General features: G+C 70.5%; 15 protein-coding genes and 1 tRNA gene. 6 read left to right on the forward strand and 10 right to left on the reverse strand.

Annotated features, from left to right (window positions below; genetic code table 11):
- Positions 1 to 33 precede the first annotated feature (33 nt).
- Entirely contained in the window at positions 34 to 1,359 is a 1,326-nt protein-coding gene (aroA, locus tag IEY33_RS15525; RefSeq protein ID WP_188964199.1) for a 3-phosphoshikimate 1-carboxyvinyltransferase, read from the forward strand.
- A gap of 2 nt (positions 1,360 to 1,361) precedes the next feature.
- Here aroA and IEY33_RS15530 read toward each other — a convergent pair whose 3' ends face one another.
- Positions 1,362 to 1,886, reverse strand: coding sequence for a P-loop nucleotide/nucleoside kinase family protein (locus tag IEY33_RS15530; RefSeq protein WP_188964200.1), 525 nt, complete (start codon positions 1,884 to 1,886; stop codon positions 1,362 to 1,364).
- Positions 1,887 to 1,997: 111 nt separating this feature from the next.
- Here IEY33_RS15530 and IEY33_RS15535 point away from each other — a divergent pair, with 111 nt between their 5' ends.
- Together IEY33_RS15535 and IEY33_RS15540 are read left to right on the forward strand one after the other, a co-directional pair.
- Complete coding sequence (locus IEY33_RS15535) at positions 1,998 to 3,104, forward strand: PQQ-dependent sugar dehydrogenase (RefSeq protein ID WP_188964201.1); 1,107 nt, start codon at positions 1,998 to 2,000, stop codon at positions 3,102 to 3,104.
- Positions 3,105 to 3,151: 47 nt separating this feature from the next.
- Complete coding sequence (locus IEY33_RS15540) at positions 3,152 to 3,595, forward strand: hypothetical protein (RefSeq protein WP_188964202.1); 444 nt, start codon at positions 3,152 to 3,154, stop codon at positions 3,593 to 3,595.
- A 63-nt stretch (positions 3,596 to 3,658) separates the two neighbouring features.
- Here IEY33_RS15540 and IEY33_RS19350 read toward each other — a convergent pair whose 3' ends face one another.
- Both IEY33_RS19350 and IEY33_RS19355 read right to left on the reverse strand, forming a co-directional pair.
- On the reverse strand, positions 3,659 to 4,297 hold the full coding sequence (locus tag IEY33_RS19350; RefSeq protein WP_306415621.1) for a P-loop nucleotide/nucleoside kinase family protein: 639 nt from the start codon (positions 4,295 to 4,297) through the stop codon (positions 3,659 to 3,661).
- Positions 4,213 to 5,322, reverse strand: a complete 1,110-nt coding sequence (locus IEY33_RS19355) for an aminopeptidase (RefSeq protein ID WP_229671067.1) — start codon at positions 5,320 to 5,322, stop codon at positions 4,213 to 4,215. The genes IEY33_RS19350 and IEY33_RS19355 overlap by 85 nt, the downstream gene beginning before the upstream one ends.
- A gap of 176 nt (positions 5,323 to 5,498) precedes the next feature.
- Between IEY33_RS19355 and IEY33_RS15550 the strand changes: the two genes are divergently transcribed.
- Positions 5,499 to 6,254 (forward strand): hypothetical protein, encoded by a 756-nt coding sequence (locus IEY33_RS15550; RefSeq protein ID WP_188964203.1) that lies wholly within the window; start codon positions 5,499 to 5,501, stop codon positions 6,252 to 6,254.
- 87 nt (positions 6,255 to 6,341) lie between these two features.
- On the opposite strand, the gene speA is transcribed toward IEY33_RS15550, so the two are convergent.
- On the reverse strand, positions 6,342 to 8,249 hold the full coding sequence (speA, locus tag IEY33_RS15555) for a biosynthetic arginine decarboxylase (protein WP_188964204.1): 1,908 nt from the start codon (positions 8,247 to 8,249) through the stop codon (positions 6,342 to 6,344).
- A 339-nt stretch (positions 8,250 to 8,588) separates the two neighbouring features.
- Positions 8,589 to 8,664: transfer RNA gene (locus IEY33_RS15560), tRNA-Asp, on the reverse strand.
- A 199-nt stretch (positions 8,665 to 8,863) separates the two neighbouring features.
- Here IEY33_RS15560 and IEY33_RS15565 point away from each other — a divergent pair.
- Positions 8,864 to 9,874 (forward strand): GGDEF domain-containing protein, encoded by a 1,011-nt coding sequence (locus IEY33_RS15565; RefSeq protein ID WP_188964205.1) that lies wholly within the window; start codon positions 8,864 to 8,866, stop codon positions 9,872 to 9,874.
- Positions 9,875 to 9,963: 89 nt separating this feature from the next.
- Here the strand turns inward: IEY33_RS15565 and IEY33_RS15570 are convergent, their stop codons facing one another.
- The 4 genes from IEY33_RS15570 to ruvA form a co-directional block, all read right to left on the reverse strand.
- Positions 9,964 to 11,007 (reverse strand): DUF4384 domain-containing protein, encoded by a 1,044-nt coding sequence (locus IEY33_RS15570; protein WP_188964206.1) that lies wholly within the window; start codon positions 11,005 to 11,007, stop codon positions 9,964 to 9,966.
- 133 nt (positions 11,008 to 11,140) lie between these two features.
- Positions 11,141 to 11,638, reverse strand: coding sequence for a TM2 domain-containing protein (locus IEY33_RS15575; RefSeq protein WP_188964207.1), 498 nt, complete (start codon positions 11,636 to 11,638; stop codon positions 11,141 to 11,143).
- Between the two features lie 188 nt (positions 11,639 to 11,826).
- A complete protein-coding gene (locus IEY33_RS15580) occupies positions 11,827 to 13,236 on the reverse strand; it encodes a low temperature requirement protein A (RefSeq protein ID WP_188964208.1) in 1,410 nt (469 codons plus the stop codon).
- Between the two features lie 98 nt (positions 13,237 to 13,334).
- Complete coding sequence (gene ruvA, locus IEY33_RS15585) at positions 13,335 to 13,934, reverse strand: Holliday junction branch migration protein RuvA (protein WP_188964209.1); 600 nt, start codon at positions 13,932 to 13,934, stop codon at positions 13,335 to 13,337.
- 135 nt (positions 13,935 to 14,069) lie between these two features.
- Here ruvA and lepB point away from each other — a divergent pair, with 135 nt between their 5' ends.
- Positions 14,070 to 14,678, forward strand: coding sequence for a signal peptidase I (lepB, locus tag IEY33_RS15590; RefSeq protein WP_188964210.1), 609 nt, complete (start codon positions 14,070 to 14,072; stop codon positions 14,676 to 14,678).
- Here the strand turns inward: lepB and IEY33_RS15595 are convergent.
- Complete coding sequence (locus tag IEY33_RS15595; protein WP_188964211.1) at positions 14,657 to 15,178, reverse strand: acyl-CoA thioesterase; 522 nt, start codon at positions 15,176 to 15,178, stop codon at positions 14,657 to 14,659. The genes lepB and IEY33_RS15595 overlap by 22 nt on opposite strands.
- Between the last annotated feature and the right edge of the window lie 18 nt (positions 15,179 to 15,196).

Consider the following 15,196-nt stretch of genomic DNA (forward strand, 5'->3'; position numbering starts at 1 on the left):
GCCGCTCGGCGGGCCGTCCGGTACGCTGGACGCATGTCCGACCCTCTGCCAGGCACCTTCGACGTGATCGTCCACCCCGTCCCGGAACTGCGTGGCACGCTGACCGCGCAACCCAGCAAGAACTACACCACCCGCTACCTGCTGGCCGCCGCGCTCAGTGAGGGCCGGACGCGCGTGGTGGGCGCCGCGACCTCCGAGGACGCCGAAGCGATGCTGCGCTGCCTGCGCGACTGGGGGGCGGGCACCGAGCACGTCGGGCAGGACGTGGTCGTGACGGGCTTCGGCGCGCGGCCCCGCAGCGGCGTGACGCTCAACCCCGGCAACGCGGGCGCCGTCGCCCGCTTCCTGATGGCCGTGGCCGCCCTGACCGGCGAGACGCAGTTCGTGACGGACTACCCGGACAGCCTCGGGAAGCGGCCGCAGGCGGACCTGCTGCAGGCCCTGGAGCGCCTCGGGGCGCGCACCGCCAGCGTGGACGGCCACCTGCCCGTCACGGTGGCGGGCGGCAACCTGCGCGGCGGACAGGTGGAAGTGTCGGCCGAACGCAGCAGCCAGTACGCGTCCGCGCTGATGTTCCTCGCGCCGCTGCTGCCCGAGGGCCTGGACCTGCGCCTGACGGGCGACATCAAGAGTCACGCGCCGCTCCGGCAGACGCTCGACACGCTCGCCGCGTTCGGCGTGCGGGCCACGGCCAGCGACGACCTGTCGCGCATCCGCATTCCGGGCGGGCAGACGTACCGGCTGGAACGGGCCGAAGTGCCGGGCGACTACCCCGGCTCGGCCGCCCTCCTCGCCGCCGCCGCGGTCCTGCCGGGCGAGGTGACCGTCTCGAACCTGCGCGCCGCCGACCTGCAGGGCGAACGCGAGGCCATCGACGTGCTGCGCGCCATGGGAGCCGACATCACCCGCGAGGGTGAGCGCGTCACGGTGCGCGGCGGACGCCCCCTGCACGCCGTCACGCGCGACGGGGACGGCTTCACGGACGCCGTGCAGGCCCTCACGGCCGCCGCCGTGGCCGCGACCGGTACCACCACCTGGGAGAACGTGTACACCCTGCGCCTCAAGGAATGCGACCGGATCAGCGACACGCGCCACGAACTGGAAGCGCTGGGCCTGCAGACCGCCGAGACGCGCGACAGCCTGAGCGTCACGGGCGGCCCTGTCGCGGGCGGCGTGACGGTCGACGGGCACGGCGACCACCGCATGATCATGCTGCTCACGCTGCTCGGCATGCGCGCCGCCGCGCCCCTCCGCATCACGGGCGCGCACCACATCCGCAAGAGTTACCCGGGGTTTTTCGCCCACCTGACCGCGCTGGGCGGAAGATTCGAGTACGCGCCGAACACGCGGGAAGAGTAGGTCTACCCCAGTCCGAAGTGGGCCGCGATCTGCCGGGCCGCCGCGTCCGGTTCCAGATCGGAGGTGTCGATGTGCAGAGTCGTGCCCGGAATCGTGCCGAATGAGCCCGGCGACTGCGCCAGGGCGTCACGCAGTTGCGGCACGCTGGCGATCTTCCAGCCCTGCCGGGACGGGCTCGCCACCCGGGCCTCCAGCACCTCGGGGCGGCAGTGCAGACGCACGTACAGCACCTCGCCCCCGTGCGACTCGACGACCGAACGGTAGCGCTCCACCGACGGGCCTGAAACGCTCGAATACCAGAAGGTGAAGATCAGGCTCACGCCGGCCGCCGCCGCCCGCTCGAAAGCCTCACAGCGCAGGTGCCGCACGTAGTTCATGTACTCCGGGCTGCCGTGCGCGAACAGGCTGGCCGCGAGGTCCACCGTCAGGTGGTTATGGAACAGCCGGAAGCCGGTGAGCCGGGCGAGTTCCCGCGCCACGGTCAGTTTGCCCGTTCCCGGCGGGCCGTAGAGGAACACGAGTTTCACCGCCCGATGCTAGCCCGGCCGGACCGGTAAGCGGGCGAAGTCTAAATACGGCCCAGCCAGTCTTTATCCCACCGCGCAGCCGGTTTCATCTGCCCGCGCTCTACTGGTGGCATGAAACTCAATGCTCTGGCCCTGCTGGGCATCGTGCTGTCTGCCGCGTCTGTCCAGGCCCAGTCCACTTCCGGCTCTGCCCTGGTTGCCCGACTGAAAGCGCCCGAAGGCTTCAAGGTGAGTCTCTTCGCGGACGGCCTGAAGAACCCACGCCTGATGGCCGTGGCCCCCAACGGGGACCTGTTCGTCGCCGATCAGGGGGCGGGCCGCGTGTACGTGCTCCCGGACCGCAACGGGGACGGCGTGGCCGACAGCAAGCAGGTGTTCGCGGAGGGCCTGAACGCACCGCACAGCCTCGCCTTCCACGGCGCGTACCTGTACGTCGCGAACACCGACGCCGTCGTGCGCTTCCCGTACAGGAGCGGCGACCAGAAGGCCAGCGCCGCCCCCACAAGGCTGGTGAGCCTCCCGACGGGCGGCGGGCACAGCACGCGCACCATCGTGTTCGGACCGGACAACCGCATGTACGTCGCGGCGGGCAGCAGCTGCAACGTGTGCGAGGAGAGCGACCCGAAGCGCGCGGCCGTGTGGGTGTACGACGAGGACGGCAGGAACGGCAGACTGTACGCGAGCGGCCTGCGGAACGCGGTGGGCCTCGCCTGGAAGGGCGACACGTTGTACGCCTCCATGAACAACCGCGACAACCTCGGGGACGACCTGCCGCCCGAGACGTTCTTCAGGCTGAAGTCCGGCGGGTTCTACGGCTGGCCGTACTGCTACAACCTGAACGGCAAGCAGGTGTTCGACAAGGACTTCGGACGCAGGACGGCCGACGTGTGCGGCACGGCCCTCCCGGCCTTCGCGACGGTCACGGCGCACTCCGCGCCGCTCGGCATCGCCTTCTACACCGGCAAGACCTTCCCGGCCGCGTACCGGGGCATGCTGTTCGCGGCGCTGCACGGCTCCTGGAACCGCTCCACGCGCAGCGGCGACAAGGTCGTGATGATCGACCCCACGTCCGGCAAGGTCACGGACTTCCTGACGGGCTTCCTAGACGGGCAGACCAGCCTGGGCCGCCCGGCAGGGGTGCAGACGGCCGCCGACGGCTCCCTGATGGTCACGGACGACCAGACCGGCACCGTGTACCGCGTCAGCGCCGCGAAGTGACCGGACGGGGCGGCGCACCCGTGCCGTGCCGCGTGTAAGCTCACGTCATGACCTTTCCCGCTCCCCAGACGCCTGCCCTGCAGGTGCCCGCCCGCCTCTCCTGGGTGACGGTTCCGCTGATCGTGATGCTTGTCCTGCAGGTGATCGGCGTGCTGCTCCTGCCGCTGCTGGTGCCGCTCATCTCGGCCATCGCGGCCTCACCGGATTTTGCGGCCTCCATGAATGACAGCGCCACGGACCCCGCCAGTGTCCGCATGGTGCTGGGGTTCCTGTCTGCGTTCGTGTGGGTGATCGAGGTCTTCCAGATCGCGCTGGCGGTGCTGTACGTGTTCGTGCTGCGTGCCGTGCAGGCGGGCCGCAGCTGGGGTCGCGTGGCGGCCATCGTGCTGTTCGTCCTAGGCATCCTGAACTTCCCGCTCGGGACGCTGCTCGGCGTGTTCGGCCTGATCGGCGCCTTCGACGCCGAGGTGACCGCCTACTGCAACAGGTGACGGGCACGGCAACGGGAAGGGGCGGGCCTGCAGCGGGCCCGCCCCTTCCTCTGCTGTCCCGCCCTACCCGGGCAGGGTGGCCAGCAGCGCGTCCACCGTCTGCTCGGCAGTGAGGCGGGCCGTGTCCAGCACCGTCCAGCCCTCGGCGCGGTACTCGTCCACCGGCATGGAGGGGTGCAGGGACCGGATGAGCGGGTCGAGGGTCGCGGTGTCGTATGTCTTGTTGGTGCGCGTGGCGTTGCGGTGCAGGGCCACGTCCAGGCCGGGCGCGAGGAACACGCGGCGCACCGTCAGGCTGTGCAGGCCGTCCACGAGGTGCTGCACGCCGCGCGGCCACAGCACGTCGTCGATGACCACCTCGAAGCCCTCACGGGCGTACAGTCGCGCCTGCTGCACGGCCGCGTGGTGCGCCAGCCGGAACTGACGGACCGCTTCCGGCGGGTGGTCGGGCGCGGGGGGGGCCAGGCCCGACACGACCTGTTCCCGCAGCGCGTCGATCTCCAGGTGCAGGCCGAACGGGAAGCGCCGCAGGAGGGCGCGGCTCACGGTGCTCTTGCCCGCGCCGGGACTGCCCGAGATGATCCAGACCGCACCCTGGGCGGTGTCGCCGTCGCCGCTCAGACGAACTGGCCGCCGCGCTGGAAGACCTCGCCGTCCAGCAGGATCTCGCCGCCGCCGCGCAGGTCGCAGATCATGTCCCAGTGCAGGGCGGAGGCGTTCACGCCGCCCGTCTCGGGGTAACTCTTGCCGAGCGCGAGGTGGACGGTCCCGCCGATCTTCTCGTCGAAGAGGATGTTGCGGCTGGGCGTCTGAATGCCGTAGTTGGTGCCGATCCCGAGTTCGCCGAGCAGGCGGGCGCCCGCGTCGGTGTTCAGGGACGACAGCAGCACGTCCTCGCCCACCTCGGCGCTGGCCTGCACGACGCGGCCCGCCTGGAAGGTGAGGCGGATGCCGGACACGGTGCGTCCGCCGACCATGGTGGGGAGCGCGTAGTAGATGTGGCCTTCGGCGCTGTCCTCGTGCGGGCCGGTGAAGACCTCGCCGCTCGGCATGTTGCGTTTGCCGTCGCTGTTCGCCCAGGTGCGGCCGCCCACGCGGAGCGTGAGGTCCGTTTCCGGTCCGACGATGCGGACGACGTCGGCGCGGCTGAGCCGCTCGATGAGGTGCGCCTGCCGTTCGCGCACGGCGACCCAGCCGCTGACGGGGTCCGGCTGGTCAAGGAACATGGCGCGCGCCACGAAGTCCTCGTACTCGGGGAGGGTCATGCCGGCCGCCTGCGCGCCCGCCAGGGTGGGGTACAGCGTGAGGCTCCAGCGGCGCTGCGACCTGAGCTGCGCGAGGGGCGCGAGGGCGCGGGCGTGCCGGGCGCGGCGTTCGGGGCGGCTGTCGGCCACGCTGTCCTGCGGCGTCAGGATGCGCAGGGTCGCCTCGTTGGCGCCCATGTCGTACAGGTCGGCGGGGTGCAGCTGGTCGATCAGGTCGTCGCTGGCGTAGCGGTAGAAGTCGTCGAGCTGTTCCGGGTACTCGATGCGCAGGACGGGCCGCGCGCCGCGCGTGAGCAGTTCGCGGTTCAGGGCCTCCAGCAGCGGGAGGGCGAGGGTGGTGGCGCTCACCTGGACGCGCTGGCCGGGCTGCGCGTCCAGGCAGTACGCGGCGAGCAGTTCGGCGTGCCGGGCCGGGATGTACAGGGACGAGGGGACGCTGCGCGTGTCGGTCAGGTCAGCCATGCTTCAGCGTACCTCCGGGGCGCGGCGCGGGGATGTCGATCACTTCACCCGTCCGGACCGGGGAAGGCGCGGGCGGCGGGGGGTGCGGTGCGGGCGTGCGGTCCCGCCGGAACATGAACGCGCGTACGTGCGGGACGGGCCAGTTCTCACCGTCGCGCTCTAAGCTGACGACTGGCATGAGGGCCACCCGTCACATCCTGATTTCGACCCTGCTGGTGGGCCTCCAAGGGGGCGCGCCGGTCCTGATGTTCTCGCAGTTCGCGCAGGGTGCGTCGTCCCTGGCCGCTGTCCCGTCGCTGCCGCCCGAGTCGGCGCTGCGGGCCCGGCTGGCGGCGCTGGTGCCGCTGCCCGGCACGGTCACGCAGGTGATGGTGGCGCAGCCGCGCGTGTCGGTCGTGGATTTCCAGCAGCGCGTCGTGGAGTCCGGCGGGGACCTGAAGGTCCTGGCGAGCGTGCTCGGGCAGGCGCAGCAGGGCAACATCCCCAGTTATGACGAGCGGCTCGGCATCACGCGCTCCGAGTTCCAGCGGTACCTGATCTTCCGCAGCACGCTCGTCCCGAGCGGCCGTTCGCTGCGGCTCACCGTGTCGCGCGACGGGAGCCGCCTGGTGTTCGGGGACGCGCCCGGCGCGGTCGTCCTGAAAGGCCTGAGCATCGACCTGGGTTCGGGTGAGCTGAGCACGCCGGAGGGCTTCACGGCCCGCCCGCGCACCGTGCAGATCAGTGCGGCGCAGGACGGGACGGGCATGGGGTCCAGCAGCGGGCTCGCGTGGGACGTGCGCGGCAGCAACCCGCGCACGCAGAACGCCCTGCAGGGGCACCTGTCGCTGCTGCAGTTCGGGGGTGGGCAGCTGCTGCTCAGTTACAACCGCGTGAGCATCCAGAAGGGCCGCATCAGCGAGGACAACCTGAACCTGCTGTACCGCCGCTGAGCGTCCCCTGCGCCCGGCAGGGCCAGCAGGACGAGCGCCCCGCCTGAATGTCAGGCGGGGCGCTCCAGTTCGGGCGGGGCGTGTGCGTTACGCTTCCTCGTACTCCAGGTACGTGTACCCGAGCAGTTCCTCGTCGTAGTCCTCCAGCAGTTCGCGTTCCTGGTCGGTGGTCAGGATGCCTGCCTCGATGGCACGGTCCGTCTGGTTCTCGATGCTGTCGCGCAGCATGGGTTCCTCGTACCCCATCGATTCGATCATGCGGCGGGCCTTCTGGCCGCGCACGAACAGGTCGATGTGGTAGCGGCCGCCGGGGCGGACGGTGACGTGCGCCTCGTTGACCTTCCCGAAGAGGTTGTGGGCGCTGCCGAGCACGTCCTGGTACGCGCCTGCCAGGAACACGCCCAGGTAGTACGGGTCGCCGTTCGGTTCGTGCAGCGGCAGGGTGGCCTTCACGTCGCGCAGGTCGATGAACTTGTCGATCTTGCCGTCGCTGTCGCAGGTGATGTCGACGAGCGTGCCCTGCCGGGTCGGCTGTTCGTTCAGGCGGTCGAGCGGCGTGATGGGGAACAGCGCCTGGATGGCCCAGTTGTCCGGCAGGCTCTGGAACAGCGAGAAGTTGCAGATGAACTTGTCGGCCAGCACCTTCTGCAGGTCTTCCAGTTCGTCCGGGACGTACTTCTCGCCGCTGATGAGCTTCTGGATCTTGCGGAGGATGGCGTTGAAGAGCGCCTCGCCGCGCGCGCGGTCCTCCAGCGTCACGTAGCCGAGGTCGAAGAGGTTGTGCAGCGTCTGCTTGTCGCCGACGGCGTCGTTGTACATCTCGCGGTAGTTGCGTCCGGAGATGTTCTCGAAGATCTCTTCGAGGTCCTTCACGACCTGGTGCGGTTCGCCCTTGCTTTCGGGGATGTCCTGCAGGTCGCGGGTGGGACCGGCGACGTCCACGACCGGCACGACCAGCACCGAGTGGTGCGCGGTCAGGGCGCGGCCCGATTCGGACACGATGGTCGGTTCCGGCACCTGGCGGGCCTTGCAGACTTCCTGCACGGTGTACACCACGTCGGCGGCGTACTCCTTGAGGGTGTAGTTCATGCTGGCGTAGAAGGTGGTCTTGCTGCCGTCGTAGTCGACGCCGAGGCCGCCGCCGACGTTCAGGTACTTGAGGGGCGCGCCCTGCGCGACGAGGCCCGCGTACGTCTGCGTGGCCTCGCGCACCGCGACCTTGATGCGGCGGATGTCGGTGATCTGGCTGCCGATGTGCGTGTGCAGCATCACGAGGCTGTCGAGCATGTCGAGTTCGCGCAGGCGTTCCACGACGCGCAGGAGTTCGTAGGCGTTCAGGCCGAACTTGGCCTGGTCGCCGCCGGACTCTTCCCACTGGCCGCTGCCGCGCGCGTGCAATTTGAAGCGCACGCCGATGGCGGGCTTCACGCCGAGCGCCGTCGCCTGCTTCAGGACGCGGTCGAGTTCGCTGTACTTCTCGAGCGTGATGACGACGTTCTTGCCGAGCGTGCGTCCCCACAGGGCCAGCTTGATGAAGCCGTCGTCCTTGAAGCCGTTGCAGCACAGCAGCGCGTCGGGGTGCATGCGCTGCGCGAGGCACAGGGCGAGTTCGGCCTTGCTGCCCGCCTCCAGGCCGTGCGCGTAGTCGTACCCGGCGGCGGCGATGCCTTCCACCACGGCGCGGCGCTGGTTGACCTTGATGGGGAACACACCCTGGTACGCGCCACTGTACCCGTACTCCAGCGTGGCGGCCTGGAAGGCCTCGTTCAGCTGTTTGACGCGTCCTGTCAGCACCTGCGGGAAACGCAGGATGACGGGCAGGCTCTCGCCGCGCTGCACGAGTTCGGCGACCATCTCGGAGAGGGTGGCGCGCAGGCCGGGGCTGGGCGTGACCTCGATCTTGCCGGCGTCGGACACCCGGAAGTACCCGCCGCTCCAGGCGGGGATGGAGTACAGTTCGGCGGCGTCAGTGGCGGTAAAAGGGGCAGTTTTCAATGCAGGCGTCCTCCAGCGGAAGTGTCCCCCAGCCTCGGCCGGTCTCGGCCTGGGGTGGGGACTGGGTGGCGCTCGCCGTGCGCGGGTCTGGGGCCAGACATCTGAACGTGAACCAGAAGGGCATTGCTCCCAAAAAGCCGTGCGAAACCGCTGGCAATAATACCCCCCCGCTGCCCGCGAAACGTCAGGCCCGCACACATCCCGCCGCGGCCGGGCAGGCGCGCCGTGACCTGACGTCCGTGGCACGTGCCCGGCTGTCCGGCGGGCCGTGCATCACAGCGGACCGGGACCCCTGGGGGCCCCGGCTTCTTCCGCTTCCTGATTGTTCCTGCTCGGTTCTGGCGGTCCGGACGGGATTTGAACCCGCGACCTTCTGCGTGACAGGCAGATATGCTAACCGCTACACTACCGGACCAGAACGCCACCAGTGGCAGCGGCATAGAGCTTAGCGGGCGGGGGCGGCCCTGTCAAGGCGGGCGCGGCGCTTCACAGCTCCGCGCGGCGAGTCTGTCTGCACAGCGGCCCCACAGGGTCAGGTTTTCGGAAGAGTTGCCCGCTAGGATGGGGGGTCAATGTCCGTCTCTTCCCGCCGATCGCTCCTGCCCGCGGACGCTGTGGCCTCCTCCCTGGAACCGGGACGCAGGCGCGTGCTGCTGTGCGTGAGCGTCGGGTACCTGCTGTACCTGCTGCTGCGGTCGCTGCTGGTCCAGATGCCGCTCGATCCGCTCGGGCCGACGGCGATCAGCGGGTACCTGGCAGGCGTGGCGACGCTGCTGGCGGCCGTGCCGGGCATCCGGTTCCGGCCGCTGAGTTACCTGCTCACGGCGATCTTCGTGCCGTTCGGGGTGTGGGAGACGGTCGTGATGCTGCAGCGCGGCCTGCAGCCGACCGGGGCGATCGGGTGGACGCCGCTGGTGTTCGTGCTGTATTTCGTGGTGCTGGGGTGGCGTCTGGCGCTGGGCGTGTCGCTCGTGTCGCTCGTGACGATGCTCGGCGCGCTGATCGCGCTGGGAGGCGGGCGGGGCGCGGCCCTGGACGGGTGGCTGTCGATGGACATGATGCTGGTGGTCGTCACGGTCACCTCGGCGCTCATCACGCGTTTCGTGGAGGGTCGCCTGGAGCACGGGCAGCTGGCGAGCGTGCAGCTGGAACAGGCGCGCATGGACGGCCTGACGGGCCTGATGGGCCGCGCTGCCGCCGAAACGTACCTGAAGGAAGTGCTGGACGCGGCCATGCGGGACCGCCTGCCGCTCGCGTTCCTGATCTGCGACATCGACAACTTCAAGGGCGTGAACGACCGGTACGGGCATCCGGTCGGGGACGCGGTCCTGAAGTCCGCCGCGCGCCGACTGAGGCGGCACACCGGCACGCAGGGCCGCGTGGCCCGCTGGGGCGGCGAGGAGTTCGTGGTGATCCTGCCGAGCGTCTCGAAGAGCGAGGCCCTGGTGATCGCCGAACGCCTCCGCAGGGCCTTCGCGGCGCAGGACCTGGCGGGCCTGAGCGTCACCGCGAGCTTCGGGGTGGCCGCGTACCGGTCCGGGGAGGGCTTCGCGGAACTGTTCGAACGGGCCGACCAGCGGCTGTACGAGGCCAAGCAGAACGGCCGGAACACCGTGCGCGGCTGAACGGGTCGGGCAGTCCCTCCCCTGACCCGCGCAGGTCACACGAGAACCCCCCCGCCACGGGGGCGGGGGGCGGACGCTGCTGTCCTGGCTCAGCGGGTGGGGTTGATGGTGAGGGTGCCGCCCTGGGTGACGTTGTAGGTGTTCACGAAGGTGCGGTAGCCGGGGGCGATCAGCACGATCTCGTGGCTGCCCTGGGGCACGACGAGGTTCAGTCCGCCGTTCTGGATGCTGCCGACCTGACGGCCGTCCACGAACACCAGGGCGCCCGCGACGCTGCTGCGCAGGTTGAGGGTGGCGCGGCCGGACTGCACGGGCTGCGGGGCGGGCGTGACGGTCCCGGCGGTGGGTTCCACGTTCAGGTTGAGGACGGCACCGGCGCGGATGCTGACGTTGCCGTTGTAGTCGGCGTAGCCGGGCGTGGTGACGCGCACGGCGTACGTGCCGGGCTGCAGGTTGGTGTACGTGACGTTCGCGCCGCCGACCTGACGGCCGTTGAGGTACACGATGCTGCCGGGGGCGTTGCTGCCCACGAAGAGGCTGCCGGTGCTGACGGTCTGGCTGGGCGCGACGCTGTACAGCGCGGTGTCACTGACCCAGCTGTTCTGCGGGAGGGGGTTCACGACGACGCTGAGCGCCTGCGCGAGCTGCTGCTGGCCCTCGACGCGGCCCGTGGCGAACTGCGCGCCGTTCGCGAACTCGCTGATGTTGCTGAGGTTCAGTTCGGTCTTGGACGCGACGGCCAGCACCTTGTTCAGGCCGAGGGGGCCGTCGATGCTGAAGCTGTAGTTGTCGCCCGCGGCGGGAAACACCTTGGTGGTGTTGGCCTTCAGGAAGTTCGCGCCGCTGTTGTAGCGGTTGGGGAGGATCTGCGTGACCTTGCCGGCCGCGTCGATGTCGAAGAGGTACACGTACGCGTCCTGGTTGACGGTCGCGCTGATGCGGACGTTGTCGCCCACGCGGTACGTGGCGACCTGCCCACCGGTGGGGTCGCGGTCCACGTTGACCTTCACGGCGAGGTCGCTGGGGGTGGGGTTCACGATGATGCTCTGAGCGCTGATCTTGGGGGCGGCGAACGTGGTACCGGTGATCAGGGCGGCCGTGACGGCAGCGGAGATGGTCAGAATCTTTTTCATGGTGGTGCCTCCTGTGCCTGCAGGCTAAAGGCCCGCACTTGACGGGCCATGAGGTGCACAGGAGAAAACGTTTATGTGGCTTCAGCCTGCAATCAGCCTTGCGCGCGCCGCGCGTGCTGCGCGCACCGGAGCGTCACAGCCAGGGTTTCCTGCCGCTGAGGTAATCGCGCTGGAAGTCCGTGTCGGACTTGGTGAGGTACAGGACGCCTTCCACCAGGCCGAGCAGGCCGACCGCCCAGGGAATCACGAAGAAGATCGCGCCCACGATGACGAGCGAACCCACGATGCCCAGAATCCAGCCACCGATGGTGAGGCCCAGCATGATGAGGCCCGCCTGCGTCATGCCGAGGTAGAACTTGTGGACGCCCAGGCTGCCGAGGAAGATGCCGAGCAGGCCCGCGATCAGCCGGCGCTGCGCGACGTCGCCCTGCGCCTGGAAACTGTTCAGTCCCCCCTGGACGGCCTGCTGTGCGGCGTTCGCGGCACCGGTGGCGGCGTCCTGCGCGGCGGCCCAGGGCGACGCGCCCGCCTCCTGCCGCTGGCCTGCCGGGGTGGACTTGTCGAGACTCACGGCGCCCGGCGTGGCCTGGGCGGGCGGGAAGGGGTCGTGCGGACGGGGATCGTCTGTCATGGCGGACCTCCTGAACCTGAGTGATCGGGCTGGACCCGGTTGGTCCGGGCGAAGCGTCGGCGGGCGCGCCGGGGATCGGCGCCGGACCTGCAGGCGGCGCGGGAACGGGGTGGGGCGAGCCTGCCTTCAGCATAGTCCCCCCGGGCCTGCGTGGTGCGGGCGCGGGTGGGCAGACCCGTCCGGTCATCTCAGGGGCGCTGCACGTCCGGCGTGTCCCGCTGCCGGTTTTCACTGTTCCCGTCCGGCCGCGCTCCTTCCTGGCCCTCTGTGCCCGTTCCGGCGTCATCCCGCTGGCCGGCTTCCTCGGAGGCGTCGGAGAGGTCGTCTTCCTGCTCGGAGAGCCGTTCGCGCAGCGGGTCGCGCCAGCTGAGGTACGTGACGAGCAGCAGCACTGCCGCGCACAGCGCCTCGTAGACGGGCGAGGACAGCGGGACCGGCACCAGCAGCAGCAGGACGGCGGCGCCCGTCACGCGCGCCACGGCGCTCAGGTTCAGCTGCCTGCCGCGCCCCTCACGGCCCGCCGGGCGCTGTCCGGGCGTGTCCTCCACGCGGTTCAGGGCGCGCAGCGAGAAGGCGCGCAGCAGCACCATGCTGAGCAGGACCACGGCGAGCGCGCCGCTCACGAGGAGGCGGGCGAGGTGGTCGGCCTCCTGGCCCTCGCCCGCCACGCTCTCGCCCAGGCCCACGCCCAGCACGCCCAGGCCCAGCATCAGCGGCAGGTGCGTGTACGCCCACGCGTACAGCAGGCCCGCGCGGCCGCTGCGGCGCGCGACGAGGGCCGGGAGGGTGTGCGCCTCGTCGAAGTACAGCCGCCACACGGCCATGATCTGCACGAAGGCCAGCACGGCGGGCAGCTGGTCCGGGAGGCGCAGGCGCTGCTCGCCCGCCGAGCGGGACAGTTCCGTCACGATGGCGCCCAGGAACACGATGAACAGCAGGCCCAGCCGTTCCGGGTAGTGACCCTGGTGCGGCAGTTCGCGGCGGGTGCGGGCCTCGGTCAGCACGACCGTCAGGACGTCCACCGCGAGCGCCAGCGTCCACAGCGCGAGCTGCGCCGCGCCGCCCAGCGGAACGGACGCGAGCCACAGCAGCACGCCGACCGAGAAGCCCAGCACGAGCAGCCGGTCGCTGCGCCCGTCCTCCTCGGGCCGCTTCCCGTCCCGGCGTGCGGCGGCAGCCTCCTGCCTGCGGTGCAGGACGAGCATCACGATCAACAGGGCGCGGCCCGCCGCGTACGCGCCCGCGAAGAAGGCGCCCACGTCGCGCAGGTCGCCGCGCAGCGACACGGTGAGCGCCGCGAGGGCCAGCATCTGCGCGAGCGTGCCCCAGCGGTACGCGCGGCAGCTGTTGCCGTAGCGTGCGGCGAAGTTGGTGTTCCCCAGCCACGCCCACCACAGCGCCAGGAAGATCAAAACGTACACCCCGAAGGACGGGAGGGTCGGGTGCGCCGCGAGGCGCTGCGAGAGGCGGTCGAAGGCCGACACGAACACCAGGTCGAAGAACAGTTCCAGCCAGCTGACCGGCTGGTCCCGGTCCTGGCGGTCGGCGCCTCCCCCGTCGTCCGTGCCACCACGGAGTTTGCGGGCCTGGGCGGTCACGGTCGTTCCGGTCGGGTGGGGGCTGGGGGCATTCGTTCACCGTACCGGGATTGGGGGCGGGCGGACTTGACCGCTCGTTTAGGGTTGGTGGGCGGCGTTCAGCGCAGCTTGCCGAGGCCGCGCCGGATGAGGGCGTCGGCGCTGAGGGCCGGGTCCTGCGAGAGCAGTTCCGCGACGACGGATCGCACCTGCGCGTCCCGGAAGCCGAGGGCGAGCAGGGCGTCCACCGCGTCACGTCCGGCGGTGGAGACCACGGCAGCCGCCTTGGCGCCCGCGCCGACCGGTCCGGCGGCGAGGTGTTCGGGCACCTTGTTCTGCAGTTCCAGCACGAGGCGCTCGGCGGTCTTCTTGCCGACGCCGCTCACGCTGGACAGCAGGGCGGTGTCGCCGGTCAGGAGGCCCTGCGCGAGCGCGGAGGGCGGCATGGCGGACAGCAGGGCCAGCGCGAGTTTGGGGCCGACGCCGCTCACCTGCGTGAGCAGGTCGAAGAGGCGCAGGCTGTCGGTGTCGAGGAAGCCGTACAGCGTCATGGAGTCCTCGCGGACCACGAGACGGGTGTGCAGTTCGGCCGGGTCGCCGGTCGTCAGGCGGCCCAGGGTGGAGGCCGGGCACAGCAGTTCGTAGCCGACGCCGGACACCAGCAGCACGGCGCTGTTCTCGCGCAGGTCGCGGACCACGCCGGAAAGGAAGGCAATCACGCACTCAGTTTACCGCGCCCGCACTGTTCGGGCCACAGCAGAATGAACACTCCTGAATTCGCCACGTTCAGGGGCATGCACCTGCCGGGGCACGGGTCCCGGCCACCCCGGCCCGGCGTGCTCTAGCATGCCGGGATGACCGGCGAGCCCTCCCCCGCCCCGCCCACCACCCCCGCCCGCCCGTGGTGGGTGCGGCTGTGGCGCGAGTGGCTGCTCGGCGCGGCCCTCCCGGTGTGGCTCGTCGTGACGTTCGGGTTCACGTTCGCGCGCGTGGACGGCAACAGCATGAACCCCACCCTGCACACCGGGGACGTGGCCGTACTCCTGAAGTACCCGCGCTGGCTGCGCGCGTGGGGCCTGTGGGACGGCTACCCGCGCCGGGGCGACATCGTGGTGTTCCGCGCGCCGGCCAGCAGCGAGTACGCCTACCAGGACGGCCCGCTGGGACGCTACCGGCCGTACAACATCAAGCGCGTGATCGGCGTGCCGGGCGACAGCGTCGGCATCCGGGACGGGCACGTCGTGCTGAACGGCCGACCGCTGACGGAACCGTACACGGCCGTCAGCACGGACCGGCCCGAGCAGACCGTGCGGCTCGGGCCGGGGCAGATCTACGTGCTGGGCGACAACCGCATCGTCGGGGAGAGCGTGGACTCCCGGTACTACGGGCCGGTGTCCCTGGCCGACGTGGCTGGCCCCGCGAACCTGCACGTGGGCCTGGGTCAGGCGGGCGAGTCGCCCTGAAACGAGAGGGCCGGAGCGCTGCCGTCGGGGGCGGCGAGGTCCGGCTGGAGGGCCAGGACCGCCGCCCGGAACGAGGCCGGAAGGGGGCGCGAACGGCCCGCGTGCGCGTTCACGGACACGACCTCCACCGTGCACAGCAGTTCCCCGTCACGCTCGACGCGGCACTCGAACACGAAACTGCTGTTCCCGAGCCGCGACACGCGCCCACGCAGGGTCAGCAGGTCGTCGAAACGGGCGGACGCGCGGTACTCGGCCGTGGCGCGCACCACGTACTGGTCGAGTCCCTGCGGGTCGTGCGGCGCGGCCGGGTCCGGCAGCCCGCCCCACGGGGCGAGGCCCGCCGCGCGGAAGTACTCGGTGGTGCACAGGTCCGCGTACATCAGGTAGTGCCCGTTGAACACCACGCCCTGCGGGTCCACTTCCGTCCAGCGCACCCGCAGCGGAAAGGAGAGCGGGTACGTCGCCCCGCCATGCAAGGTTCCAGATACAGGTTCGGTCATGCCCTCATTATTCCGCGC

Origin of the sequence: Deinococcus aquiradiocola (assembly GCF_014646915.1) — a bacterium.
Lineage (GTDB): Bacteria > Deinococcota > Deinococci > Deinococcales > Deinococcaceae > Deinococcus > Deinococcus aquiradiocola.

Coding starts and splice junctions, on each gene's coding strand:
- aroA (WP_188964199.1), top strand. CDS start 34: ATGTCCGACCCTCTGCCAGGCACCTTCGACGTGATCGTCCACCCCGTC.
- IEY33_RS15535 (WP_188964201.1), top strand. CDS start 1,998: ATGAAACTCAATGCTCTGGCCCTGCTGGGCATCGTGCTGTCTGCCGCG.
- IEY33_RS15540 (WP_188964202.1), top strand. CDS start 3,152: ATGACCTTTCCCGCTCCCCAGACGCCTGCCCTGCAGGTGCCCGCCCGC.
- IEY33_RS19355 (WP_229671067.1), bottom strand. CDS start 5,322: ATGGCTGACCTGACCGACACGCGCAGCGTCCCCTCGTCCCTGTACATC.
- IEY33_RS15550 (WP_188964203.1), top strand. CDS start 5,499: ATGAGGGCCACCCGTCACATCCTGATTTCGACCCTGCTGGTGGGCCTC.
- IEY33_RS15570 (WP_188964206.1), bottom strand. CDS start 11,007: ATGAAAAAGATTCTGACCATCTCCGCTGCCGTCACGGCCGCCCTGATC.
- IEY33_RS15575 (WP_188964207.1), bottom strand. CDS start 11,638: ATGACAGACGATCCCCGTCCGCACGACCCCTTCCCGCCCGCCCAGGCC.
- lepB (WP_188964210.1), top strand. CDS start 14,070: ATGACCGGCGAGCCCTCCCCCGCCCCGCCCACCACCCCCGCCCGCCCG.
- IEY33_RS15595 (WP_188964211.1), bottom strand. CDS start 15,178: ATGACCGAACCTGTATCTGGAACCTTGCATGGCGGGGCGACGTACCCG.